This is a genomic window from Burkholderia sp. LK4 (assembly GCF_001043615.1).
Taxonomy (GTDB): domain Bacteria; phylum Pseudomonadota; class Gammaproteobacteria; order Burkholderiales; family Burkholderiaceae; genus Burkholderia; species Burkholderia cepacia.
The window spans coordinates 62,429-85,475 of the sequence record NZ_LDUL01000037.1; the positions used below are offsets into that span (position 1 = coordinate 62,429).

The following is a 23,047-nucleotide window of genomic DNA, read 5'->3' on the forward strand; positions in this document are numbered from 1 at the left end:
GGGAAGCCGAACGGGAAGCCGAACGGGAAGCCGAACGGGAAGCCGAACCGGCGCGCATGCGCGGCCGGTTCGCGTGCCGGCCGCCTGCGCAGGGCCGGCTCGTTCTCCCTATCCGATGCGCGACGCCGGCACGCGTCACGTGCGCCTGAGCGTCGCGGCCCAGACGCCGAGCGCCGCCACGCTCACGACCGCGCCGAGCACGCAGACGCCCGACCATCCGGCGCGCGCATACATCATCGTCGATGCAATCGCGCCGAGCCCGCTGCCGGCCGAATAGAACAGCATGTAGCAGCCGACGAGGCGCGCGTGCGCATCGGGCCGCGTGCCGAGGATCATGCTCTGGTTGACGACGTGGACGGCCTGCCCGCCGACGTCGAGCAGCACGATGCCGACCACCAGCCATGCAATCGACGAATCGCCGAACGCGAGCGGCAGCCACGAGCACGCGAGCAGCGCGAGCGCGGCGCCGGTCGTCGCTTCGCCGCGCCCGCGATCCGCGAGCCGGCCCGCGCGAGCGGCGGCCGCCGCGCCCAGTGCGCCGACGAGGCCGAAGGCGCCGATCTGTGTATGCGACATCGCATGCGGCGGCGCGCTCAGCGGCAGCACCAGTGCGCTCCAGAAGATGCTGAATGCCGCGAACATCAGCAGCGCGATCGCGCCGCGCACGCGCAGCACGCGTTCGTCGCGCAGCAGCGACACCATCGATCGCAGCAGCGCCGCGTAGCCGATGCGCTCGCGCGGCCCGTTCTCGTCCGGCAACAGTCGCGACAGCACGGCGAGCATGGCGATCGCGAGCGCGCCGGATACCAGATAGACGGCCCGCCAGCCCGCGATGTCGGTGACGACGCCGGCCAGCGAGCGTGCGGCCAGCAACCCGACCACGACACCGCCTTGCGCGGCGCCCACCACGCGCCCGCGTTCGCCGGCGCCCGCGAGCGCGGCCGAGCACGCGATCAGCCCTTGCGTCATCGCGGTGCCGAGCAGCCCGACCGCGACCATCCCTGCCAGCAGCGCGATGCGCGTCGACGATACGGCGACGCCGATGCAGGCTGCCGTCAGCAGCAGGAGCTGCACGGCGATCAGGCGCTTGCGGTTCAGCAGGTCGCCGAGGGGCACGACGAACAGCAGCGCGAGCGCACAGCCGAGCTGCGTCGCGGTGATGACGCCGCCGACGGCTGCCTGCGAAACGCCGAAATCCCGCGCGATCGAATCGAGCAGCGGCTGCGCGTAGTAGACATTCGCGACACTGGCCGCGCAGCAGACGGCCAGCGTCGCGACGCGCGCCGTGGACAGGGTGCCGACTGCGGCCGGATGCGCGGCAGGCGCGGATGCGTTCGATGCAACGGTGCCGGAACGACAGGAAGACGCCATGGATTTCCTCGCGCAAAGTAGTTGCAAATTGAAACTGGTGTGAGTGTAGGAAAAGTAGTTTTAAAATGCAACCTGTTGTGCGGCGGGCGAGATGTCCGTGCACGGATGGCCGGTGTTGCCGAAAAGGCGGCCGGCAAGATTGCGGAGAGGCACATGGCCAGGCAGAAAAGTCTTGCGGATTCGCCGTGCCCGGTGGCGCGGGCGACCGATATCGTCGGCGATCGCTGGGCATTGCTGATCGTGCGCGATGCGTTCGACGGAGTGCGCCGGTTCGGCGATTTCCGCGCGAGCCTCGGCGTCGCGAGCAACATCCTGTCCGACCGGCTCAGGATGCTCGTGGATGCGGGCGTGTTCGACGTCGTGCCGGCGTCGGACGGCAGCGCGTATCAGGAGTACGTGCTGACCAGGAAGGGCGAAGGGCTGTTCCCGGTGATCGTGATGCTGCGGCAGTGGGGCGAGGCGAACCTGTTCGCGCGAGGCGAGCCGCATTCGGTGCTGGTCGACCGCCACACGGGGCGCGCGATCCGCAAGCTCGCGCTGCGCCACGACGACGGCCGGCCGGTGAAGGCGGGCGAGACGGTCGTGAGGAAGGTCGGCGACGAAACGGGCGCACGGCGGCGATGAGCGTCGTGCGCGACGGCTGCACGGTCGGATAGACTGTCGCGATCGTCGCCGACCGGAGCTGCATCGCCATGTCCCATCCGCTGGATTCCGCCGCTTATCGGCTGTTGCTCGACCTGCAGCGGCGCATTCACGATTTCTGCGAGCGCGAGGGCGCCGAGGACGGGCGCGACCATGCCGATCCCGCGGAGCCGCTGTGGCAGACCGATTTCAACCATGTCACGGTCGCGCCGATGCGGGCGGGGCTGCACGTCCGGTACTTCGGCGGCGCCTGGGAGGAACCGTTCGACTGGACGCTGCAGTGTCTGGCGTTGCGGGACGTCGCGGATCTCGTGACCGACCTCGCGTTCAGCGGCATCGACGAAGGGGCGAACGGTACGCGCGAATGGGATTTCGGGCCGCTGCTCGATTCGGATGCGCGCTTCCCGATGCTGCGCTCGCTGTATGTGCGGCCGACCGAGCCGGCCGATCACAACCAGTCGATGATCGTGCGCCGCGACCTGATCATGCAGGAAGGCGGCGAGATTGCCCGCTTTGCCGCGAAGGCGCCGTATCTCGCCGAGCTGACGGTGCCGAACGCGCCCGATGCGCGTTTCTTCGATGTGCCGCTTGCGCATCTCGAGCGGCTGCGCATCGGCGGCGGGGACGACACGCAGCAGTTCATCGATCGCCTGGCGGATTGCGACAACCTGCCGTCGCTCGGCTGGCTCGATTTCTCCGAGTCGACCGCATTGCATTCGACGTGGAAGCGCGAGCGCGACGCCGGCAGCGTGACGTCGTTCGACGCCTACGAGCGCCTGCTGAAGAGCCGCGCCGGCCAGCGGCTCCGCAGGCTGACGCTGAGAAACACCTGCCTCGACCGGGAGGCGCTCGAAGCGCTGCAGGCGCTGCATCCGCGGCTGTCGTTCATGGTGATCCAGGCCGGCAGCGGCGGTTACGTGAGTCACTTCAAGGGCAACGTGTTTCCGTGGCGTCACCTGATCCAGCGGGATCCCGGCGACGCATGACCGCAGCCGTTCAATCGGCCGCCGGCACGGCCTGACGCACGGACGATGCGCCGCGATGCGCATCGGGCCGCACCAGCGTCGCGAGCAGCGCGGCGGCGACCAGCAGCGCGACCGACACGGCCGTTTCGATCCGCAACCCGTCCACGACCTGCGCCGCGCCGCCGCCGCCGGCGAGTGCGCCGAACGCGGCCACGCCCATCGCGCCGCCGGCCTGCCGCGCGGTATTCAGCACGGCCGACGCGATGCCGGCCCGTTCGGGCGCGACCGACGCGAGCACGGCGGTCGTCATCGCCGGCACCGCGAAACCCATGCCCGACGGAATCAGCAGGAACGGCACGAGCAGGACGGCCAGCGGCGTCGACGCGTCGATGAAGTGCAGCGATCCGTAGCCGAACGCGGCGACGAGCGCGCCCGCCAGCATCGGCGCGCGCGGGCCGTGGCGCGCCACGACGCGGCCGCTCGCGAGGTTCGACAGCAGGAAGCCGCCCGTCAGCGGCAGGAACGCGAGGCCGGCCTGCAACGCCGACTCGCCGCGTGCGCGCTGCAGGTACAGCGCGAGCACGAACACGGTGCCGTAGTACGTGAGGTTTACGCAGATCCCGAACAGCACGGCCGCGCTGAACGTGCGATGGCGGAACAGCGACAGCGGCAGCATCGGCGTGGCCGTCCGCGTTTCCACCGCGACGAATGCGAGCGCGGCGAGCGCCGCCAGCGCGAAACCGCCGGCGACGACCGGATGCGTGAAGCCGAGCGGACGCCATTCGATCACGGCGCCGGTCAACGCGGTCAGCATCGCGATCGCGATGAGCTGGCCGCGCAGGTCGAGTGCGCGGACGGAGCGGGATGGCGCGGCCGGCGTTGCCGCCGCACGGCGCGCAGGTATCCACGCGAAGGCGGCCGCCAGCCCGGCCGCACACAGCGGCAGGTTCACGAGGAAGATGCCGCGCCAGCCCCACGCCGCGATCAGCAGGCCACCGACGACCGGGCCGGCCGCGATCGAAATCGACCCGGCCGCCGTCCACCAGCCGACGGCCCGCGCGCGCAGGCGCGGGTCGTGCCGGCACGCGTCGTTGAGCAGGGCAAGCGAATTGGGCAGCATCGCCGCGGCGCCGACGCCTTGCAGTGCGCGCGCCGCGATCAGCATCGCGGGCGCGGTTGCGGCGCCGCATGCGAGCGACGCAAGCGCGAACAGCACGAGGCCGGCGATGTACAGGCGGCGCGCGCCGAAGCGGTCGCCGAGCGCGCCGCCCGACAGCATCAGTACCGCGAACGCGAGCGTGTACGCATCGACGACCCACTGCAGGCCGGCGACGGGCAAGCGCAGGTCGCCGGCGAGATGCGCGAGCGCGATGTTGACGATCGTCACGTCGAGCTGCGTGACGACGAAACCGGTGCTGACGGTCGCGACGACGCGGGCGAGCGCGGGCGGGAAGGCGGAGGAGGGGAGGGTCGTGTCCATGCGCCAATCGTAGGGCGCGGCCGGCCGGCGATGTTTCAGCGGGACGTGAAGCGTCGAAGCGCCGGGAACGAAGCAGCAGGGCGGCGAGCGGGGCGAAGCGGGGACGAAGCGGGGACGAAGCGGGGACGAAGCGGGAACGAAGCGGGAACGAAGCGGGAACGAAGCGGGAACGAAGCGGGAACGAAGCGGGAACGAAGCGGGAACGAAGCGGGAACGAAGCGGGGACGAAGCAGGGACGAAGCAAGAACGAAGCAAGAACGAAGCAAGAACGAAGCAAGAACGAAGCAAGAACGAAGCAGGAGCGAAGAATGCTGCTCGGGCCGACGTGAGCGCCGCGTGCCCAACCGTGCCGCTACGACCCGTGTTGACGTGCGCTCAGCGCGGAACCTTGGCGGCGTTCAATGCCGCTCGCCGCGCCAGCGACCCGGCGCAACGCCGAAGCGCTTCGTGAACGCATGCGTAAACGTGCTTTGATCCGCGAAGCCGACCATCCCGGCGATATCGACGAGCGGATACCGGCCATCCGCGAGCAGGATCACGGCCGCGTCGAGCCTGAGCCGCTGCAGGTAGCGATGCGGCGTTTCACCGAACGCATCGACGAACAGTTGATGAAAGCGGCGCATCCCGTAGCCGCAGTGCGCGGCGAGATCGGCGATGCGCAGCGGCTCGGCGAGCCGCGCGCGCAGCCAGCGGTCGATGCGCGCGAAATCGAGGCCCGATGCGGGCGCGGCGATGTCGCGTTCGTCGATCAGCGCGCCGCACAGCCGGGCGGCGGCCTGCCACTGGAAACGGTGCGCGGCCGCATGCGGCGCGTCGGCGGCGGGCGCTTCGAATTGCGCGGCCGCCGCCGCGATCTGCGCGACCAGTGACGTCAGGGCCGGATCGATTGCCACGGCGCGCGCGCTGTCGAACAGCCGCTGCGGCACCGCGAGTGACGCGAGGGGAAGATTGAGCACGAGCTGGCGATTCTCGCCGAGGCCCGCGTAATCATGGCGCGCGCCGGCTGGAACCAGCCAGGCGCGGTGCCGGTCGAGACGCTGGCTGACGCCGTTCACCGCCATCACCATCGCGCCGTCGATGCCGAGCACGATCTGGTGAAAGTCGTGCACGTCCGACGCTTCGAGCGTGTCGTAGCGTTGCAGCGCGACGGTGGGGGACGGAAGGTGTGCCACGGGGCGGCGCGTCAGCCGGGGGCTCGTGTGCCGTGTCAGATGGCGAGCAGTTCGACTTCGAACACGAGCGTCGCATTCGGCGGAATCACGCCGCCTGCGCCGCGCGGGCCGTAACCGAGTTGCGGCGGGATCGTCAGGCGACGCACGCCGCCGACCTTCATGCCCTGCACGCCTTCGTCCCAGCCCTTGATGACCATGCCGCCGCCGAGCACGAACGCGAACGGGTCGTTGCGATCCTTGCTCGAATCGAATTTCTGACCGTCGGTCAGCCAGCCCGTGTAGTGGACGCTGACGGTCTGGCCGGCTTGCGCTGCGTCGCCGGTGCCTTCGGTCAGGTCTTCGTATTTGAGGCCCGATTCGGTCGTGATGACAGACATGACTTCTCCTGAAAAAGGATGGGTAAAACCGCTATTGTAGGCGAGCGCGCTGCGGGCCGCCGCTCATGGCTTTCGGCCGGTCGCACGCGTATCGCGGACGGCGGCGGGCCGTCGCGGCCGCGATCGCGCGGAACGCAAATGGAACGCGCGTTTGAATTTCCGGCCCGCCCCGCGACCGAGGTTGCACCGCGCGAGTGCGACACGTGTATGAATCGGTGCTACCGGGGAGCTCGGCCGCATGCCACGCTGGGTTGCCGGATTCCGTGAAATGCCCGCCATGCGGGGCTTCCGGGCCACCGCTGCGATGCACGGCCGACTGCCGCGAACGGCTCGCGTGCGTTCACGTGCGTTCGAATCCCGCCGTGTCCGGACGCCGTTCGATCGCCGTTTTTTCCGCCTTTTCGACCGTGCCCTGTTTGGAAGCGCGCATCTACCGCGCGGCTTGCGCGCGTCGCCGCGGGCGGCCTATCTTTACAGCTGTCGATGTCAAGATTTTGGCGGTGCGCGATGTGCCGCCCGGGCCCGCGCCGGCCGCGTCGGACGACGCGCCGGGCCGCTCCGGAACCAGGAGAACGATGAACATGAAGTCAGCCGCTTCCGCCACCGCAGCCGGGATCATGCCGGTGCGCCGCGACCTGCGCTTCGACCTGCCGGTCGAACGCGCGAAGGACTGGCATGGCCTCGGGTCGCACGTGACCCATTTCTTCAACGCGCTGTCGCTGCTGTTCCCGGCCGGCGAGCGTTTCTTCATGGATTCGGTGCGCAACTATCGCGACCGGATCGACGATCCCGTGCTGAAGCAGCAGGTGCTCGGCTTCATCGGCCAGGAGGCGATGCACACGCGCGAGCACATCGAGTACAACGAGCTGATGCAGGCGAACCACCTGCCCGCGCGCAAGCTCGACAAGCGTGTGTGGGCGGTGCTCGGCTACATGAAGCGCAAGCTGCCGCATTCGGTGCAGCTCGCGCACACGGTCGCGGCGGAGCACTACACGGCGATGCTTGCCGACTGGCTGCTGCGCGACCCGACGCGCCTGGAGGGTTCGGTCGAAGGCTACCGCCAGATGTGGATCTGGCACGCGCTCGAGGAAACCGAGCACAAGGCCGTGTCGTTCGACGTGTGGAACACCGCGATGGCGCCGGGGCTGCGTCGTTACCTGATCCGCATCGGCGTGTATCTGCTGACGACGCTGACGTTCTGGCCGACCGTGTTCCTGATGCACGCGACGCTGCTGTGGCGCGATCGCGGCGCCGGCCATCACGTGCGCGGCATGCTGCGGATGATCGCGTTCCTGTACGGGCCGCGCCGCGGGCTGTTCCCGCGCATCGCCGGCGAATGGCTGAGCTTCTTCCGGCCGGGCTTCCATCCGTGGGATCACGACAATCATCACCATCTCGCGCGCGTCGACGCGCTTGCCGCCACCTACGGCGAACACGGCGTCACGCCGGCCGGCCGTGGCCGTGCGAACGCGCCGGCGCCCCTCGCATCGGGCCGCTGATCCCGCCGCTGCGCCGGCGTGCGCGGCATCGGCCGGGCGTGTTGCGTTCCTGCATCAGCCGGCTTCCTCTGACGATTGACCGAAATCAATTCGAACCGGCCGGGCGGGCATCCCGGCGGCCGGTCGACCGGCCGCGCACGCATGCGCGGCCGGGCCGATCCTGTCGGTGCCGCATCGCCCGCGAACGCCGAGCGCCAGCACCGGCGCGGCTTTGCGCGTCGCGTGGCCGCCCGTGGACCGCGCGCGCCGCGCACGCCACCGGGATAACACCCATCTAGCCGCGCGCCGGCCACATCGATATACCGTTGATGACACTGTCCACCTCACGCGCGATTCATGCACGAGGGGATTTTATTCGGACGGAAATGCGGCCAATATGTCGGTTCGATCGAGGTTCGTCGCAAGCGGCGGCGAGCCGGGCGCGCGATACCAATGCCAAGCGGGGAACAACGATGGTTGCTAGGTCACCTGAGGCAAACGGGCACACGGTGCCCGAGATGACGCATGTGTCCGTCACCGCGCCCGAGGATGGACGCAAGCTGTTCGTGATCATGCGTTCGCCCGACGAGCCGTTGCTTGCGCAACTGCGCGGGCTGGGCTGGGAAATCTCCGTCGCGAAGACCGCCGGCGCCGCGCAGAACATGACGTCCGGCGTGAGCGTCGCCGCCGGGCTGGTCGATTTCTCCGGGTTCACGTCGCGCGAGTATCCCGCGCTGAAGGCGTGCCTGAGCCAGCCGTCGATCGGCTGGATTTCCATCGCCCAGGCCGGTGTCACGATCGGCCCGGCCGTGCGCGAGCTGATCCGCAGCTACTGCTTCGACTACGTGACCCTTCCGTTGCCGTACGAGTGGATTTCGCACGTGCTCGGCCACGCGCGCGGGATGGCCGCGCTCGATCGCGTCGATGGCGCGGCCTACGCGGCGTCGATCGGCGAGCACGGGATGATCGGCAACTGCGAGGCGATGCAGCAGCTGTTCAGCACGATCCGCAAGGTCGCGAAGACGGACGCGAGCGTGTTCATCTCGGGCGAGTCGGGCACCGGCAAGGAGCTGACGGCGCTCGCGATTCACGAGCGTTCCGGCCGCGGCAAGGGGCCGTTCATCGCGATCAATTGCGGCGCGATTCCGCATCACCTGCTGCAGTCGGAACTGTTCGGCTACGAGCGCGGCGCGTTCACCGGCGCGAACCAGCGGCGCGCGGGCCGGATCGAATCGGCGAACGGCGGCACGCTGTTTCTCGACGAAATCGGCGACATGCCGGTCGAAAGCCAGGCGAGCCTGCTGCGCTTCCTGCAGGAAGGGAAGATCGAGCGGCTCGGCGGGCAGGAATCGATTCCAGTCGACGTGCGGATCATCTCGGCCACTCACGTGGATCTCGACGGCGCGGTCGAGGCCGGGCGCTTTCGTGCCGACCTGTATCACCGCCTGTGCGTGCTGCGCATCCACGAGCCGCCGCTGCGCGCGCGCGGCAAGGACATCGACATCCTCGCGCACTACGTACTGCAGAAATACAAGGCCGATAGCGGCCGCAAGATCAGCGGCTTCACGTCGGCCGCGCTCGACGCGATGCGGCGCTACGAGTGGCCCGGCAACGTGCGCGAGCTGATCAACCGCGTGCGGCGCGCGATCGTGATGGCCGAGAGCCGGCTGCTGACGCCGCACGATCTCGGGCTCGATACGCCGGGCGAAACCGAACCCGTGACGCTCGAACAGGCGCGGGCGCTCGCCGAGCGCACCGCAATCGAGAATGCGCTGCTGCGCAACGATCACCGCATCAACAAGGCCGCCGCCGAACTCGGCATTTCGCGCGTGACGCTCTACCGGATGATGATCGAGCACGGGCTGAACGATCACGACAACAACGGCGGGAACGGCGACAACGGCGGGCACGACGGCGCGCCGTCCGGCGACGCGGGGCATCAGCGGGTCGGCTGAGCGGCGCACGTGCGACGCGTGGGCCGGTTCAGCGATAGGTCCAGAGCCGGTGCAGCACGAACGTGACGGGCGGTACGCACAGCACGACCGCGACGACGCTCCACGCGCGCGCCAGCCCGAGCGCCACGGCGCCGTGCGCAAGCAGCATCGTCACGACGAGGCCGACCATCGCGACGGCGAGAAAGCGCATGAAGTTGCCCCACGTCACGGGCGACGAAAAACTCCACAGCGTGTTGGCGAGATATGAGAACGCGGTCGAGCAGGCGAACGCGACCGCGTTCGCGGTCACGGGCGTCGCGTCGAACAGCGCGAACATCGCGGCCGCGATCAACGCATGCAGCGCGGTCGAACCGAGGCCCGACACACCGAAGCGAATCAGTCTGGCGCGTTCGGCGATATAGAGGGTATGGATCATCGGCGGGGCGATCGTTCGGGCGGTGGGGCGGCGTGTGGGCGTCGTCGTGCGGCACGGCATCCGCCGGCCGGAGGCGCCGATGCGAACACGACGCGCGCCGGTTTCGCAGTATAGCCGTGCGCCCGGCCGGTCCGGCACTGGCGGATGGATGGCGCGGGCAACCCGCGGCCCGCGTGCTGCCGGCGACATGTAAAGCGCATGAAACATTTCGCGTCGGCGGCCATGCGAATTTTCGCGGCGAATCGGCGTGAACGGCCGGCCGTCCATCGGTAAAAATGCCGTGCTTCATTGTTCAGCCTTATCCGGCAAGCCAGGGCCGCCACGTTGCTCGCGCGTGCCGCGCGCCGCGTGTTTCAGTTTCGTAACTTCCCGCATTCGGCACCCGTGCCGGCCGCCACGCTGCCCGGCCGGCCCCTTGTCCGGACGGGCTCGCGCGAAGCTGGCCCGCTCCTTGCGAAAGTGGGCGTGCGAAAGTCGACGATGCACGGTCCGTCCGGTTCGGCAGCGAACCCTGTCAGTACCGGCCAGGACACGGTCCGCGGGGATGCGGCGGCGGAGCGCGGCGCAACAGCCGCGTTCCGGCGAGCACGGAGCGTCGTCGCCTGATCGTCGGGGCACCGGCCTGGTCCGGTTGCCGGAACAACCATCAGACTGACACGGGGTAGAAAAATGAACGATCGCCACACGCCGCGGCCGGCAGGCCGCGATCGCAGTGATGCTGAGCATCGCCGGTCGCATGTCGCTCTCTCGGCCGGCCGGCATGCATCGACAGGCCATCTCTCCGCGCCCGGTGCGAGGCGGATCCGGCTGATTGCCGGTCATCCACGCCGGGTCGGTACTTTCCTGCACGCGAACCCGATTCGCAAGGGCATGTGCGCTCGGGCGCCGGTACCTCGACGCCCGGTCTTCGCCTATTGACCGAAGCCGCGCGATATCCGTTCGTGCCGGGCATCGTCGCCGCGAACGATTGATCTGCAATCCGAATGAAGTGCGAGGGTCTTGCCGCGCGTGCGACGGATGATGCATTCGATGCGACGGCAAACGGCGTCATGCCGTTGCCGTCCGGTGGTGAGGGGAGGGGCGGTCGGACGCGCGCGACGGGAGTGGCGCCCGTACGCGCGCGACGCCGTTTCAGCCGCCGTAGATGTCGAAGTCGAAGTACTTCGACGCGAGCCGCTTGTAGGTGCCGTCCTTGACCATGTCGAGGATTGCGCCGTCGATCTTCGCCTTCAGGTCGGTGTCTTCCTTGCGCAGCCCGATGCCGGCGCCGATGCCGAGCACCTTCTCGTCGACGAGCTCCGGGCCGACGAACGTGTAGTTCGCGCCGCGCGACGATTTCAGGAACCCGATCGCGGCTTGTACTTCATCCTGCAGCGCCGCGTCGAGGCGGCCCGAGGTCAGGTCCGCGTACACGCCGTCCTGGTTCTGGTACGACACGACGTTCGCGCCTTGCTTGCCCCAGTACGCCTTTGCGTACGTTTCCTGCGTCGTGCCCTGCTCGACGCCGATCGATTTGCCCTTCAGCGATTCGGCCGTCGGCAGCAGCGGCGAGCCCTTCTTCACGACGAGCCGCGTCGGCTGGTTGTAGATCTTCGTCGTGAAGCCGATCTGCTGCGCACGCTGCGGCGTGATCGACATCGACGACAGCACCGCGTCGAACTTCTTCGCCTTCAGCGCCGGAATCATCCCGTCGAAATCGTTCTCGAGCCACACGCACTTCGCCTTCAGGCGCGCGCAGATCTCGTTGCCGAGGTCGATGTCGAAGCCGACGAGCTTGCCGTCGGGCGCCTTCGACTCGAACGGCGCGTAGCTGGCGTCGGTGCCGAAGCGGATGGTGGTCCAGTCCTTCGCGACGGCGGGGCCTGCGGATACCGCGAGCAGGGCGATCGAAACAGCGGCAATCAGTCTCTTCATGGTGCGTTCCTTGGCGGGGTGCTTCCGGTTCTGTGCGACACGGTTTCACGGACCCGAGCCGCATCTGCGCGCGGTGTCCGCACGGCCATTAACGCAGAAAATAAAATCAGAGTCCAGAATGGACAAAAAATATCGTTTTGCCGGATGCGTGAATCAGTCGCCGGGTGCCGACCCTTGCAAAAATACGAAAATGGACTAATCTTGTTAGTAAATTCGTTTCGAGACTAACGATCATGTCACAGCCCGCCTACGAATCGCATTCCTCCCCGCCGCAGGCCTCGGTCGCGCAGATGTCGGCGGCCGGCCTGCGTGCGTTTTTCAACATCGCGCGCGACTGGGAACTGACGATCGACGAACAGATCGTGCTGCTCGGGTCGCCCGGCCGTTCGACGTTCTTCAAGTGGAAGGCCACGCCGGAATCGGCGCGGCTGCCGCGCGATACGCTCGAGCGGCTATCGCTGCTGCTCGGCATCTACAAGGCGTTGCAGATCCTGCTGCCGCAGCCTGCCGCGGCCGATGCGTGGGTCAAGCGGCCCAACGACGCGGCGCCGTTCGGCGGCAAGCGCGCACTCGACCGGATGCTCGCCGGCAATGTCGGCGATCTGGTCGCCGTCCGCCAATATCTCGACGCGATGCGAGGTGGCTGGGCGTGACGATGCCGATCCAAGCACAACAATGGCCCACGACCGCGGTCGACTGGGCGCCTGCCTATCGCGTGATCCCCACCCGTTTTCCGGCAATCAACCTGTTCGACCGCGTTGCGTCGGCGGACGATTTCGACGCGCTTTACGCGCTCGAATCGCTGACCAACGACCGCATTCGCAACGAAGTCGGCACGCTCGACCTCGTCCCGCCCGCCGAACGTCGCTACGGGCAGGGCTGGGGGCCGATCATGGCCGCGTTCACGCACCTGAATCCGCAGGGCAGCCGTTTTTCCGACGGCAGCTACGGCGTGTTCTACTGCGCGCGCTCGCGCGATACGGCGATCGCCGAAACGCGTTATCACAGCGCACTGTTCCTGGCGGCGACGAAGGAGCCGCCGATGCGCCAGCAGATGCGGCTCTATACGGTGATCGCGCAAGGCGACGTGGCTGACGTGCGCATGTGGCCGAAACGCGATCCGGCGTTGCTGCACCCGCTCGATTACAGCGCCGGGCAGGCGCTCGGCCGCGCGGTGCGCAATGCCGGCGGTGCGGGGATCGTCTATCCGTCGGTGCGCGACCCGCGCGGCGAGTGCCTGGCGGCGTTCCGCACCGCGCTGCTGCGCGATTGCCATCACGCGGCCTACCTCGAATACAACTGGAACGGCTCGGCCGTCGATGCGGTGTTCGAACTGAACCAGGTCGGCTAGCGTGCGCGCGCGGGCATCAGGGCATCAGGGCAACGGCCAGTCGCCCGCGTGGCGTTCGCGCGCCTCGGCCTGCGTCATCGACCAGGTGCGCCCGGTGCGCGGCTCGACGAGCGTGAGCCGCCCGGCCGGTGCGAACGCACCCGTGTCGATGAACCACTGCGCGCCGATCCGCTGCGGTGCGCGCACCGGCGTGTGCCCGGTGCAGGTCAGCGACAGCCCGGCCTGCCGCGCCGGATCGGCGAGCCCCTGGACGAGATCGCGGCCCCAGATCAGCCGTTCGCGCACGTCGTGCGAATAGTTGCCCGTGTCGAGATCGGCGTCCGAGCCGAAGAATTCCGCATGCAGCACGTTGAAGCGCCCGGGGCCGTCGCCGATCACGCGCACCAGCGGCAGCGCGTCGACGCGCGCCGCGTGCGCGTGCAGCCGTTCCGCCGGCAGGTCGGCGCCCCAGTCGCCGCCGATTCCGCGCCACGCGTCGGGCGACAGCTTGCCGCGCGCCACGAGGCTCAGCACTTCCTCGTGATTGCCGCGCACGACGTGGCACCACGGGCGGTCGAGCAGATCGAGCGTGGTTTCGGATGCAGGGCCGCGGTCGACGAGGTCGCCGACCGAGAACAGGCGGTCGCGAGCCGGATCGAAGCGGGTGTCGTGCAACAGCGCGCGCAGCACATCCACGCAGCCGTGCAGGTCGCCGACGACGAAGTCACGGCCGGCCGTATTCGCGGGATGGTGGCAGAGGGGGGCGGTGGCAGTCATCCCATTATCTTAGGCGCTCGCGCCCATCGCCACGTCACGACGGAATGACGATAATCGGGGCGCTACCCGCCGGTGCGGCGCGGCGGGGGTGTCCCGCGCGTCGGCCGAACCCTTTCCATCTGCTTTCGGAATCACACAATGACGTTTTATCCGCAGGTATTACGCAACCGGCCGCGCATGGTCGCGGCGTTCGTCGCGGGCGTGCTGTGCGCGGTGCTGCTGCCGTTTCCGCTGCGTCCGACCGTGCGTGCGCTGATCGGCTGGGATTGCGCGATCTGGCTGTATCTCGCGCTGATGTGGGTGCGCATGGTCACCGCGCACCATTCCAGGGTGCGTGAAATCGCGATCCGCGAGGATGAAAGCGCGACGACCGTGCTGACGGTCGTCTGCCTCGCGACGGTCGCGAGCGTGGCCGCGATCGCGATCGAACTGGCGACCGCCAAGGGCGTCGGGTTTCGCGCGGGGCTCGGCCATTACGCGGTGACGGGCGCGACGTTGTTCGGCGCATGGTTCCTGATCCCGACGATCTTCACGCTGCACTACGCGCGCCTCTATTACGGCTCGCCATCCAACGACCGCGCGCTGCGCTTTCCCGACAGCAATCCGGAACCCGACTACTGGGATTTCCTGTATTTCGCGTTCACGCTCGCGGTCGCGTCGCAGACGGCCGACGTGTCGCTGGCGAACCGCTCCGCGCGGCGCTCCGTGCTCGCGCAGTCGATCCTGTCGTTCTACTTCAACATGGCCGTGCTCGGGCTGTCGATCAACGTGGCAGCCGGCCTGCTGAGCTGACGCGGGCCGCGGTCGTGCGCCGCGTCATTTGAGAAGCTCGTACGGGCCGCCGCGCTCCAGCGCGCGCCGGTAGGCCGGCCGCGCGTGGATCGCGTCGAGAAAGCGCGCGATCGCGGGAAACCGGCCGTCGCCGCCGCGCGCGGTCGCGGCCTCGAGCGGAAAGCTCATCTGGATGTCGGCCGCGCTGAAGCTGTCGCCGACGAACCAGCCGGTGCGCTGCAGCGCACCGTCGACATGGCCGAGATGCAGCGCGATCTGCGGATCGACGAAGCCCGACTGCAGCGTGTCGGCGATCTTGCGCGCGATCGGCCGCGCGAAGAACGGCATCGGTGCATGCGCGATCCGCAGCGCGACGAGCTTGAGCAGCAGCGGCGGCATCGCCGATCCTTCCGCATAGTGCAGCCAGTACGTGTAGTCGTGCCGCTCGGGCGTGCCGGGCGGCGGCGCCAGGCGCCCGTTGCCGTAGCGTTCGACCAGGTATTCGATGATCGCGCCCGATTCGGCGAACGTGCGGCCCTCGTCGGTGACGACCGGCGACTTGCCGAGCGGATGGATCGCGCGCAACTCGGGCGGCGCGAGCATCGTCTTCGGGTCGCGCGCGTAGCGCACGATCTCGTACGGCACATCCAGTTCTTCGAGCAGCCAGAGCACGCGCTGCGAACGCGAGTTGTTCAGGTGATGGACGGTGAGCATGTCGACGCCGGAAGTGGGGGCGGGAACGACATCATACCCAGCGCGGGTGGCGCACAAGCGAAACGCGTCGCGCGACGTGGCGCGACGCTTCTAGCCGACCGCTTCTAGCCGACCGCATCTGGCCGACCGCCCCGATCCATCACGCGCGCCGGACGGCGATCCACGCGCCCCAGAACAGGCTCGCGAAAAAGCGCAGCGGCGCATCGAAGCCCGCGTCGCGCAGCAGGGCGAACACGGCTTCCTCGGACGCGGGCGGATCGGCGCCCTGCAGGATCTTCGCGAGTTGCGCGCGCACCGCGTCGGGCGTCGCGCCTTTCATGCGCCAGCGTTGCTGCCATGCGTCGAGCAGGCGAGGGTGGTCCGCGTAGCGGCGATGATTGCCGGCGAGCACGAGCGGCGCGCCGGGTTTCAGGCGCCGCGCGATCGCCTGCAGCAGCGCCGCCTTCGCTTCATCGCCCGGGACGTGATGCAGCACGCCGATCAGCGTCGCGCCGTCGAACGCGGGTGTGTCTGGCAACGCATCGACACCGTCCTCGACGAACGCCGTGCGCGCGCCGCAGCCCGCGGCCTCGACGTTCGAGCGCGCGAGCGCGAGCATCGGCCCGGACGGGTCGACGGCCGTGAACCGCCAGCCCGGCTCGAGCGCGGCTGCCACGCAGATTTCCTGCCCCGTGCCGCCCGCGCCCGCGACGAGGATCCGCGCGTCGGGTGCGGCGATTGTGGATGCGAGCATGCACGCGGTGAGTTCGTGGCAGGCATCGTAGCCGGCGAGTGCGATGCGGGATTGCTCGGCGTATTCGTGTGCGCGTGCCGGATCGAATTTGGCGGCACTGGCGGGAAGCGACATGGCGGGTTCCTCGGGTCGGGCGCGGACGGTATGTCCACGCGCATCGCGCAGAGCGTAAGCGGGCACGGCCGGTGCAACAAGGCGAGCAGGCATTCCGGTATGCGGGCTACCTGCCTCGCCGACGCTTGCCGGACTGCGGGTTTTCCAGGGGTCGATTCGCATTTAATAATGTCCGGGGACGTTGCATCGCGATGGCGAATCCGGCGCATACTCGTTTTTCCCCCCGCCTGGCCGTCGCATGCCGGGCCCCGATGTGCCGCGCCGCTGGCGCGGCCATGCCGCTCGGTACGCACGAGGAGCGCATGATGTCCGATTGTCCGCACGACCCGTATGCGCAGCACTACATTCACTGCCTGCCGTTCGGCGCACAGCCCTGTGGCGCGCTCTGCGCGACGCAGCGCACGCATTTTCGCGTGTGGGCACCGGGCAGCACGCAGGTCCAGCTCGAACTCGATACCGGTTTCGGCCCGTTGCTCGTTCCGATGACGGCTGCCGGCACGAACTGGTTCGAAGTCTTTGCCGATTGCGGCGCGGGGGCGCTTTACCGCTATCGCCTCGACGATACGGTATCGATTCCCGATCCCGCGTCGCGCTCGCAACCCGAGGGGCTCGACGGCCCGAGCGAGGTCGTCGATCCGCGCGCGTTCACGTGGCGCAACACGTTCTGGCGCGGGCGCGCATGGGAAGACATCTCGCTCTATGCGATTCGCCCGCACGCGGTGGGCGGCTTCGGCGGCGTGTGCCGGCGCCTGCCGCAACTCGCGCGCCTCGGCGTGACCGCGCTGGAGCTGCTCGCGTCGCCGCACGACAGCCTGCCGTTCGCGCCGCTCGCGGCCGAAGGCGGCCCCGACGCGCTGAAGGCGCTGATCGACGATGCGCACGGCTACGGTCTCGCGGTGCTGCTGGAACTCGACTACGCGCGCTTCGGCAGCGGCACCGACGCGCTGCGCCACTACGCGGCGCCGTTCTTCCATACGCGCGACGATCCGCTGCAGGCGTCGCCGCTCGCGCTCGATCATCCGGAAGTCTGCGATTTCTTCTGCGACAACGCGCTGTACTGGATCGACGAGTACCGTTGCGACGGGCTGCGCCTGCGCGAAGCCGACCGGATCGGCGTGTCGTGGCTGCGCGAGATCGCGGACCGCGTGCGTGCGGCGGTGCCGGCCGACCGGCTCATCCACCTCGTACTCGGCAGCGAGCGGCATCCCGCGCATCTTGCCGATACCCATTTCGATGCGCAGTGGAACGGGTGCGGCGAACGCGCGCTGCACCGGCTGACGGGCCGCGACACGTCGGCTCATGAAGGCATTTCCGCGCACCAGTCGATCCACGCGCTCGCCCGCGCGCTGACCGCGGCCGGGGCCGCATTCCAGCCGGCCGGGTCGGGCGAGGGCATGGCCGCCGACAGCGGGCTGTCGTTGACGTCGCTGGTGCTGTCCGATGGCGCGTGGCGTGACAGCGGGCAGGGCGACCACGGGCAGGAGGCCGGTCTGGCCGCGCTTGCGCTGTCGCTGCTCACGCCGCAGATCCCGTTGATCTTCGACGAAACCGCGCGCGACGCCGATCGCGCGCATTTCGTGCAGTCGGCGCTGGCGGTGCGCGCGAAGCTGATCGCGCCGAGGTTGTCCGATTGCCGGCCGCAGGATGCGCGTGCGCTGAAGTCGGACGGCGATGGCGATGCCGACGCGCTGCTTGCGTCATGGCGGCTCGCCGACGACGAGACGCTGACGATCGCGCTGAACCTGTCGCCCGAGGCGGTGCCGTTCGATGCGCCGAGAGGGCGGGTCGTGTTCGAGACGCCGGCGCGTGCGCGCGACCGGGTCGATGAAGGGGAGTTGCCGCCGTACTCGCTCGTCGCGTGGCTGACGGGTGACGTCAACCGGTATGCGCTCACGCACGATGCACGTCGCATCGACGACGGCGCGTGGCGCGGAGTGCGCCCGAACCTGAACGCATGACGACGTGAGGCGGTAATGTCCGAACGGCCGGGCGCCTCTGCGCCCGGTTGCGTCGCCGGAAATCCCCGGACTACCAGAACCCGCGAATGCCCGCGATGCCGTGTGCGCCGTGGCGGCGTGCGTCGTCTAGGTGGGACCGTTTCATGCCGCCGAGCGCGAAGACGGGCATCGCGGCCTCGGCGGCCAGCGTGCCGAACTGCGTCCAGCCGAGCGTCGGCGCACCGGGATGGCTGAGCGTCGGCAATACGGGCGACAGCGTGACGAAATCAGCGCCGGCGCGCGCGGCCAGCAGCAGGTCGTCGCGCGTGTGGCAGGCCGCGGACACCCATCTTCCGGCCGGCAACGGCCGCTGCGCGGCGGCGCGCACCGCGCGGCCGTCGAGATGCCAGCCGGCGCCGTCGAGCCGCATCACGCCGGCCGCATCGATCGGGCCGTTCAGCATCAGGTGTGCGCCGGCCGCGCCGCAGCGCGCGAGCGCCGCGGCGGCGAGCCGCGCGAACGCGGCTGCGTCGAGCGATTTCACGCGCAGTTGCACGAGCGTCTCGCCGCGCGCGAGCACGGCCGACAGCCGGTCGAGGAACGCCGCGCAATCGGCGGCCGACGCGGACGCCGGCTCGGGCGTGATCACGCAGCAGCGCGGCAGCGTCGCGTTCATCGCGTGCGGCGGCGGCAACCACGCGCGGCCGTCATTCGTCGGCCTCTTTCGCGATCTTCGGGTAGACGCGCACGAGCACGATGCGCGGCCCGTTCATCTTCTTCACGACGACGTCGAAGCGGTCGAACGACACGCGCTGCCCTTCGGTCGGCAGGTCGCTGAGCGCCTGGATCACGAGGCCGCCGACCGATTCCGCGCGGCCTTCGTCGATATCGATGCCGAGCGCCTGTTCGAGCGACACGACGGGCAGGCTGCCCTTGCCCATCAGCGTGCCGTCGTCGAGGCGGCTCCAGTCGGCGTCGCCCTGGCGGAACTCGTCGTGGATCTGGCCGACCAGCGCGCCGAGCAGGTTGTCGAGCGTCAGGAAGCCGATCGGCTTCTCCCCCTTGTTGCCGACCAGCGCGAAGTGCGGTGCGCCCTTGCGGAAACGGCGGAACAGGTCGAGGGCCGGCGTGTCGGGTTTCACGTACTGCACGGGGCGCACGTAGTCGGACAGGTCTTCGAGCGCGGCGCCCGCGTGACGCGCGAGCAGCAGGTCCTTCAGGTGGATCAGCCCGCTCACCTGTTCGCGCGATGCATCCTCGAACAGCGGATAGCGGCTGAAGCGGTGCCGCGCGACGATCTCCATGTTGTCGGGCAGCGGCAGGTCGCGGCGCAGGCCGATCATTTCATGGGCCGGCCGCATCAGGTCCGACACGGTCATCGACGAAAAATCGAGCGAATGCGCGAGCGTGTTCCACTCGTCGTTGCTGTACGTGCCGCGCGCCGGCTGCGCGGAGTTGCCGGCCGTGCTGCGGCGGCTGCGCAGGATCAGCTTCAATTCGTCGGTCGAGTAGTGCGCGTCGCCGCCATGGTCGGCCGACAGCCCGGCGAGCCGCAGCACCGCGTTGGCGCTGTTGTTGAGCACCCAGATTGCCGGGTACATCGCCCAGTAGAACGCGTAGAGCGGCAGCGCGACCCACAGGCCGACCTTCTCCGACTGGCGGATCGCCATCGACTTCGGCGCCAGTTCGCCGACGACGATGTGCAGGAACGAGATCAGCGAGAACGCGAACACCAGCGAGATCAGGTGCACGACGCGCTCCGACTGCACGCCGATCAGGTCGAGCAGCGGGGTGAGCAGTTGCGCGAACGCCGGTTCGCCGACCCAGCCGAGGCCGAGCGACGCGAGCGTGATGCCGAGCTGGCACGCGGAAAGATACGCGTCGAGCCGGCCGTGCACGATGCCGAGGATGCGGCCGCGCAGGCCGTGCTTGCGGGCCAGTGTCTTGACGCGCGTGGCACGCAGTTTGACCAGGCCGAATTCTGCCGCGACGAAGAACCCGTTCAGGGCCACCAGGAACAACGCGCCGATGAGCGCGAAGATCTGTAACAAAGAATCACTCCGGTTATGACAGGCCCGTCAGTATAGAGCCAGAAAGGAATTCGTAATATATCGGGCGGCCGCTGGCTTACACCGGCGCCTCGCCGGGGACGGAGAACGTGACGGTGGCGGTTGCGCCATCGGCGAACGCGTCGTGCGAGAACGTGCCGCCGTGTGCGAGCGCGACGCGCTGGCAGAGCGCAAGCGCCCACGCGACCCGCTTCGCGTCGCGCTCGCGCAGCAGCTCGCGTCGTGCGAACGATTCGAACGCGTGCGGCTGCGCGGGATCGGCGAGCGTGTCGGCGTTGACGGTGCATGTGGCGCGCGCGGTGAACTGCACGCCGTCGCGCGCGCACGCGAACGTCACGCGGCCGCCGGCGGCGCTGGCTTCGACCGCGACCGTCAGCATCGTCCAGAGCGCCTGCGCGATGCGTTCGCGGTCGGCGGTCAGCGACGGTTCGCCGTCTGGCAGCGTCGCGTCGAGCGTGACCTGTCGTGCGTCGGCGAGCGCGAAACGGACGAGCGCGAGCGTGTCGTCGAGCAGCGCGCGCAGCGCGAACGGCTGCGGCGCGAGTGCGAGCGTGCGCGTTTCCGCGCGCGGCGCATCGAGCACGTCGTCGATCAGCGCGACCTGCTGGTCGATCCCGGTGCGGATGCCCGCGAGCGCGCGCTGCAGGTTCGGATCGGCGTTGGCGAGCTGGCGCTCGAGCACGTATGCCCAGCTATGCATGGCATTCAGCGGGCTGCGCAAGTCGTGCGACGCGGTGGAGAGCGCCTGGTCGCGCAGGAACAGCGCCGCCTGGGTGGCGTAGTGCGCTGCGCGTTCGCGCAGCAGGTCGGCGGCGGGATCGACGGAAGTGGACGTCACGGAGCGGGCCTGTCGGAAGCGGTTGGCGTGGTTGTCACGCGAACCGCCATTATAGGGACGGTGCGTGTCACGCCGGCAGTGCGTCCTCGTCCTTTTTCCGGGCGTCGCCGTTCGGCAGCAACTGGCACGCGAGCAGGCCGGCCAGCATCAGCGCGCAGCCGACGAGCGCGCGCAGCGTCAGCGTTTCGCCGAGCGCGGCCCAGCCGGCGAGCGCCGCGAACACGCCTTCCATGCTGAAGATCACGGCTGCGTGCGCGGGCGCGGCGTCGCGTTGCGCGACGACCTGCAGCGTATAGCCGACGCCCACCGACAACAGGCCGCCGTACAGCAGCGTCGGCAGTGCGCCGCGCAGCATGGCGCCGCTGACCGGCTCGACGGCGAGGCCGACCGCGAGACACGCCACGCCGCACACGAGGAATTGCAGGAACGCGAGCACGAGCGGATCGTGGCGCCGGGCGAAATGGCCGACGGCCATCACGTGCGCGGCGATGATCACGGCGCCGGCGAGCTGGAACCAGTCGCCGTACAGCACCGAGAAGTGCTCGTCGATACTGAGGAAATACAGGCCGATCGCCGCGAGCAGCGCGCCGAACCACGTGCCCGTGCCGATCCGGTGACGGGCGAACACACCCATCAGCGGCACGATCACGACGTACAGCGAGCTGATGAACCCCGCGTTGGCGATGCGCGTGTACTGCAGGCCGATCTGCTGCAGCGATATCGATACCGCCAGCAGCCCGCCGAGCGCGAGACCGGGCAGCAGCAGCGCCGGCGCACGGCGGATCGCCGCGAGCTGCGCGCGCGACGCCGTGTTCAGCGTCAGCAGCGGCACCAGCACCAGCGCGCCGAGCAGAAAGCGCAGCCCCGTGAACAGGAACGGTCCGATCACGTCGAGGCTCAGGCGTTGCGCGACGAAAGCCGAACCCCAGATCGCGGCGGCGGCGAGCATCAGCAGGTTGGCACGGAGGTGCTTGCGGGCTTCGGGCTTCATTGGAATTCTTCTGGAGATTGCGGGCGGCGAAACCCGTCAGTTTACGCCGAGATTGCAAGGCTGTCGGCAAACCTGCGCAGCGCGGCGGCGGCGCGTGGGTCGCGCACGCGCGAGTACAGCACGACCTGCGACAGCGGCAGCGGCGGCAGCCCGAATTTCGCGCCGACGTCGGCCAGCGTGCGCGGCGCGACACGCCGTGCGAGCGGGCAGACGGCAAGCCCTGCGGCAGCGGCGGCCGTGACCGCCGCGACACCGCCTCCCGTAAAGCGTTCTCGCCACGGCCGCCCCGCGTGATCGAGGGCGCGCAGCGCGGCCGCACGCACGCCGCACGGGCCGGCCAGCACCGCGAGCGGCAGCGGCTCGCCCGCACGCGGCGCCCAGTCCGGCGCGGCGAGCCAGGCGAGCGGCTCGGAAAACAGCAAGGTACCGTCTTCGCGCGGCGGGTCTTCGCCCGGCTCGTGCCGCACGATCACCGCGTCGAACCGGCGTTCGTCGTATTGCGCGAGCAGGTTCGTCGACGTTCCGAGATGCATTTCGAGCGACAGCCCCGGGTCCTGCCGATGCAGGCTCGTGAGCACGGCCGGCAGGTCGGGCACGGCGACATGCTCGCTGACGCCGAGCGCGAGCCGGTGCGTGCCGGCCGAGATCGCGCCGAGCGCGTGGTCGTGCGCGTCGAGCAGCGCGCGGGCGGCCGGCAGGAAATTCTCGCCGTCGGCGGCCAGCTTGACCACACGCGGCGTGCGCGCGAGCAGCGGCTTGCCGAGGTGTGCTTCCAGCCGTTTCAGCTTCAGGCTCACGGCCGACTGCGTGGTGCCGAGCGCATCGGCGGCGCGCGTGAAGCTGGCGAGATCGGCGACCAGCACGAACGCGCGTACGGCATCGAGGTCGAGGACTTTCATTTTCGATGTAAATGGATGAAATATTCATCAATGACTGTTCATTATAGTTCGGTGCACCTAACCTGACGCTGTGTTTCCGTTCGTCAACGTCAACGTCAACGTCAA

At 69.1% G+C, this 23,047-nt stretch carries 22 protein-coding genes; 8 read left to right on the plus strand and 14 right to left on the minus strand.

What is annotated here, in order from left to right; all coding sequences use genetic code 11:
• Nucleotides 1–135: 135 nt before the first annotated feature.
• On the minus strand, nucleotides 136–1,371 hold the full coding sequence (locus VK92_RS19810; RefSeq protein ID WP_048022246.1) for an MFS transporter: 1,236 nt from the start codon (nucleotides 1,369–1,371) through the stop codon (nucleotides 136–138).
• Between the two features lie 153 nt (nucleotides 1,372–1,524).
• Here VK92_RS19810 and VK92_RS19815 point away from each other — a divergent pair, with 153 nt between their 5' ends.
• A complete protein-coding gene (locus VK92_RS19815) occupies nucleotides 1,525–1,995 on the plus strand; it encodes a winged helix-turn-helix transcriptional regulator (protein ID WP_175851814.1) in 471 nt (156 codons plus the stop codon).
• A 68-nt stretch (nucleotides 1,996–2,063) separates the two neighbouring features.
• Nucleotides 2,064–2,999 carry a hypothetical protein gene (locus tag VK92_RS19820; protein WP_048022249.1) on the plus strand — a complete coding sequence of 312 codons (936 nt, stop codon included), beginning with the start codon at nucleotides 2,064–2,066 and terminating at the stop codon, nucleotides 2,997–2,999.
• Nucleotides 3,000–3,009: 10 nt separating this feature from the next.
• On the opposite strand, the gene VK92_RS19825 is transcribed toward VK92_RS19820, so the two are convergent.
• The 3 genes from VK92_RS19825 to VK92_RS19835 form a co-directional block, all read right to left on the minus strand.
• The gene (locus tag VK92_RS19825) at nucleotides 3,010–4,458 is read right to left on the minus strand and encodes an MFS transporter (protein WP_048022251.1); all 1,449 of its coding nucleotides are present in this window, start codon (nucleotides 4,456–4,458) and stop codon (nucleotides 3,010–3,012) included.
• Nucleotides 4,459–4,856: 398 nt separating this feature from the next.
• Nucleotides 4,857–5,630, minus strand: a complete 774-nt coding sequence (locus tag VK92_RS19830; protein WP_048022253.1) for a helix-turn-helix transcriptional regulator — start codon at nucleotides 5,628–5,630, stop codon at nucleotides 4,857–4,859.
• A 35-nt stretch (nucleotides 5,631–5,665) separates the two neighbouring features.
• Nucleotides 5,666–6,007: an FKBP-type peptidyl-prolyl cis-trans isomerase gene (locus VK92_RS19835; RefSeq protein ID WP_021164331.1), complete on the minus strand. Its 342-nt coding sequence runs from the start codon at nucleotides 6,005–6,007 to the stop codon at nucleotides 5,666–5,668.
• Between the two features lie 581 nt (nucleotides 6,008–6,588).
• On the opposite strand from VK92_RS19835, the gene VK92_RS19840 reads away from it, so the two are divergent.
• Both VK92_RS19840 and VK92_RS19850 read left to right on the plus strand, forming a co-directional pair.
• Nucleotides 6,589–7,506 (plus strand): metal-dependent hydrolase, encoded by a 918-nt coding sequence (locus VK92_RS19840; RefSeq protein ID WP_048022293.1) that lies wholly within the window; start codon nucleotides 6,589–6,591, stop codon nucleotides 7,504–7,506.
• Between the two features lie 452 nt (nucleotides 7,507–7,958).
• Complete coding sequence (locus VK92_RS19850) at nucleotides 7,959–9,440, plus strand: sigma-54 dependent transcriptional regulator (protein WP_042972653.1); 1,482 nt, start codon at nucleotides 7,959–7,961, stop codon at nucleotides 9,438–9,440.
• A gap of 28 nt (nucleotides 9,441–9,468) precedes the next feature.
• On the opposite strand, the gene VK92_RS19855 is transcribed toward VK92_RS19850, so the two are convergent.
• Nucleotides 9,469–9,855, minus strand: coding sequence for a GtrA family protein (locus tag VK92_RS19855; protein WP_048022258.1), 387 nt, complete (start codon nucleotides 9,853–9,855; stop codon nucleotides 9,469–9,471).
• Between the two features lie 1,131 nt (nucleotides 9,856–10,986).
• Entirely contained in the window at nucleotides 10,987–11,769 is a 783-nt protein-coding gene (locus tag VK92_RS19860; RefSeq protein ID WP_021156310.1) for an ABC transporter substrate-binding protein, read from the minus strand.
• A 233-nt stretch (nucleotides 11,770–12,002) separates the two neighbouring features.
• Here VK92_RS19860 and VK92_RS19865 point away from each other — a divergent pair, with 233 nt between their 5' ends.
• Both VK92_RS19865 and VK92_RS19870 read left to right on the plus strand, forming a co-directional pair.
• The gene (locus VK92_RS19865) at nucleotides 12,003–12,422 is read left to right on the plus strand and encodes an MbcA/ParS/Xre antitoxin family protein (protein WP_042972651.1); all 420 of its coding nucleotides are present in this window, start codon (nucleotides 12,003–12,005) and stop codon (nucleotides 12,420–12,422) included.
• A gap of 2 nt (nucleotides 12,423–12,424) precedes the next feature.
• The gene (locus VK92_RS19870) at nucleotides 12,425–13,120 is read left to right on the plus strand and encodes an RES family NAD+ phosphorylase (protein ID WP_048022260.1); all 696 of its coding nucleotides are present in this window, start codon (nucleotides 12,425–12,427) and stop codon (nucleotides 13,118–13,120) included.
• 24 nt (nucleotides 13,121–13,144) lie between these two features.
• On the opposite strand, the gene VK92_RS19875 is transcribed toward VK92_RS19870, so the two are convergent.
• Complete coding sequence (locus tag VK92_RS19875; protein ID WP_042972649.1) at nucleotides 13,145–13,876, minus strand: metallophosphoesterase; 732 nt, start codon at nucleotides 13,874–13,876, stop codon at nucleotides 13,145–13,147.
• 138 nt (nucleotides 13,877–14,014) lie between these two features.
• On the opposite strand from VK92_RS19875, the gene VK92_RS19880 reads away from it, so the two are divergent.
• Nucleotides 14,015–14,668 carry a DUF1345 domain-containing protein gene (locus tag VK92_RS19880; RefSeq protein WP_048022262.1) on the plus strand — a complete coding sequence of 218 codons (654 nt, stop codon included), beginning with the start codon at nucleotides 14,015–14,017 and terminating at the stop codon, nucleotides 14,666–14,668.
• Nucleotides 14,669–14,692: 24 nt separating this feature from the next.
• On the opposite strand, the gene VK92_RS19885 is transcribed toward VK92_RS19880, so the two are convergent.
• Together VK92_RS19885 and VK92_RS19890 are read right to left on the minus strand one after the other, a co-directional pair.
• Entirely contained in the window at nucleotides 14,693–15,361 is a 669-nt protein-coding gene (locus VK92_RS19885; RefSeq protein WP_048022264.1) for a glutathione S-transferase, read from the minus strand.
• 139 nt (nucleotides 15,362–15,500) lie between these two features.
• A complete protein-coding gene (locus VK92_RS19890; RefSeq protein ID WP_048022266.1) occupies nucleotides 15,501–16,208 on the minus strand; it encodes a class I SAM-dependent methyltransferase in 708 nt (235 codons plus the stop codon).
• Between the two features lie 305 nt (nucleotides 16,209–16,513).
• Here VK92_RS19890 and VK92_RS19895 point away from each other — a divergent pair, with 305 nt between their 5' ends.
• The gene (locus VK92_RS19895) at nucleotides 16,514–18,166 is read left to right on the plus strand and encodes a DUF3459 domain-containing protein (protein ID WP_048022295.1); all 1,653 of its coding nucleotides are present in this window, start codon (nucleotides 16,514–16,516) and stop codon (nucleotides 18,164–18,166) included.
• Nucleotides 18,167–18,236: 70 nt separating this feature from the next.
• On the opposite strand, the gene VK92_RS19900 is transcribed toward VK92_RS19895, so the two are convergent.
• From VK92_RS19900 to VK92_RS19920, 5 genes are all read right to left on the minus strand, one after another.
• A complete protein-coding gene (locus VK92_RS19900) occupies nucleotides 18,237–18,821 on the minus strand; it encodes a thiamine phosphate synthase (RefSeq protein WP_048022296.1) in 585 nt (194 codons plus the stop codon).
• Between the two features lie 31 nt (nucleotides 18,822–18,852).
• On the minus strand, nucleotides 18,853–20,196 hold the full coding sequence (locus VK92_RS19905) for a hemolysin family protein (protein WP_021156301.1): 1,344 nt from the start codon (nucleotides 20,194–20,196) through the stop codon (nucleotides 18,853–18,855).
• Nucleotides 20,197–20,272: 76 nt separating this feature from the next.
• Nucleotides 20,273–21,052, minus strand: coding sequence for a sensor histidine kinase (locus tag VK92_RS19910; RefSeq protein WP_021156300.1), 780 nt, complete (start codon nucleotides 21,050–21,052; stop codon nucleotides 20,273–20,275).
• A 67-nt stretch (nucleotides 21,053–21,119) separates the two neighbouring features.
• Nucleotides 21,120–22,043, minus strand: coding sequence for a DMT family transporter (locus tag VK92_RS19915; RefSeq protein WP_021156299.1), 924 nt, complete (start codon nucleotides 22,041–22,043; stop codon nucleotides 21,120–21,122).
• Between the two features lie 41 nt (nucleotides 22,044–22,084).
• Nucleotides 22,085–22,942: a LysR family transcriptional regulator gene (locus VK92_RS19920; RefSeq protein ID WP_048022268.1), complete on the minus strand. Its 858-nt coding sequence runs from the start codon at nucleotides 22,940–22,942 to the stop codon at nucleotides 22,085–22,087.
• Between the last annotated feature and the right edge of the window lie 105 nt (nucleotides 22,943–23,047).

Coding starts and splice junctions, on each gene's coding strand:
- VK92_RS19810 (WP_048022246.1), bottom strand. CDS start 1,371: ATGGCGTCTTCCTGTCGTTCCGGCACCGTTGCATCGAACGCATCCGCG.
- VK92_RS19815 (WP_175851814.1), top strand. CDS start 1,525: ATGGCCAGGCAGAAAAGTCTTGCGGATTCGCCGTGCCCGGTGGCGCGG.
- VK92_RS19820 (WP_048022249.1), top strand. CDS start 2,064: ATGTCCCATCCGCTGGATTCCGCCGCTTATCGGCTGTTGCTCGACCTG.
- VK92_RS19825 (WP_048022251.1), bottom strand. CDS start 4,458: ATGGACACGACCCTCCCCTCCTCCGCCTTCCCGCCCGCGCTCGCCCGC.
- VK92_RS19835 (WP_021164331.1), bottom strand. CDS start 6,007: ATGTCTGTCATCACGACCGAATCGGGCCTCAAATACGAAGACCTGACC.
- VK92_RS19840 (WP_048022293.1), top strand. CDS start 6,589: ATGAAGTCAGCCGCTTCCGCCACCGCAGCCGGGATCATGCCGGTGCGC.
- VK92_RS19850 (WP_042972653.1), top strand. CDS start 7,959: ATGGTTGCTAGGTCACCTGAGGCAAACGGGCACACGGTGCCCGAGATG.
- VK92_RS19855 (WP_048022258.1), bottom strand. CDS start 9,855: ATGATCCATACCCTCTATATCGCCGAACGCGCCAGACTGATTCGCTTC.
- VK92_RS19860 (WP_021156310.1), bottom strand. CDS start 11,769: ATGAAGAGACTGATTGCCGCTGTTTCGATCGCCCTGCTCGCGGTATCC.
- VK92_RS19865 (WP_042972651.1), top strand. CDS start 12,003: ATGTCACAGCCCGCCTACGAATCGCATTCCTCCCCGCCGCAGGCCTCG.
- VK92_RS19870 (WP_048022260.1), top strand. CDS start 12,425: ATGCCGATCCAAGCACAACAATGGCCCACGACCGCGGTCGACTGGGCG.
- VK92_RS19875 (WP_042972649.1), bottom strand. CDS start 13,876: ATGACTGCCACCGCCCCCCTCTGCCACCATCCCGCGAATACGGCCGGC.
- VK92_RS19880 (WP_048022262.1), top strand. CDS start 14,015: ATGACGTTTTATCCGCAGGTATTACGCAACCGGCCGCGCATGGTCGCG.
- VK92_RS19885 (WP_048022264.1), bottom strand. CDS start 15,361: ATGCTCACCGTCCATCACCTGAACAACTCGCGTTCGCAGCGCGTGCTC.
- VK92_RS19890 (WP_048022266.1), bottom strand. CDS start 16,208: ATGTCGCTTCCCGCCAGTGCCGCCAAATTCGATCCGGCACGCGCACAC.
- VK92_RS19895 (WP_048022295.1), top strand. CDS start 16,514: ATGTCCGATTGTCCGCACGACCCGTATGCGCAGCACTACATTCACTGC.
- VK92_RS19900 (WP_048022296.1), bottom strand. CDS start 18,821: ATGAACGCGACGCTGCCGCGCTGCTGCGTGATCACGCCCGAGCCGGCG.
- VK92_RS19915 (WP_021156299.1), bottom strand. CDS start 22,043: ATGAAGCCCGAAGCCCGCAAGCACCTCCGTGCCAACCTGCTGATGCTC.
- VK92_RS19920 (WP_048022268.1), bottom strand. CDS start 22,942: ATGAAAGTCCTCGACCTCGATGCCGTACGCGCGTTCGTGCTGGTCGCC.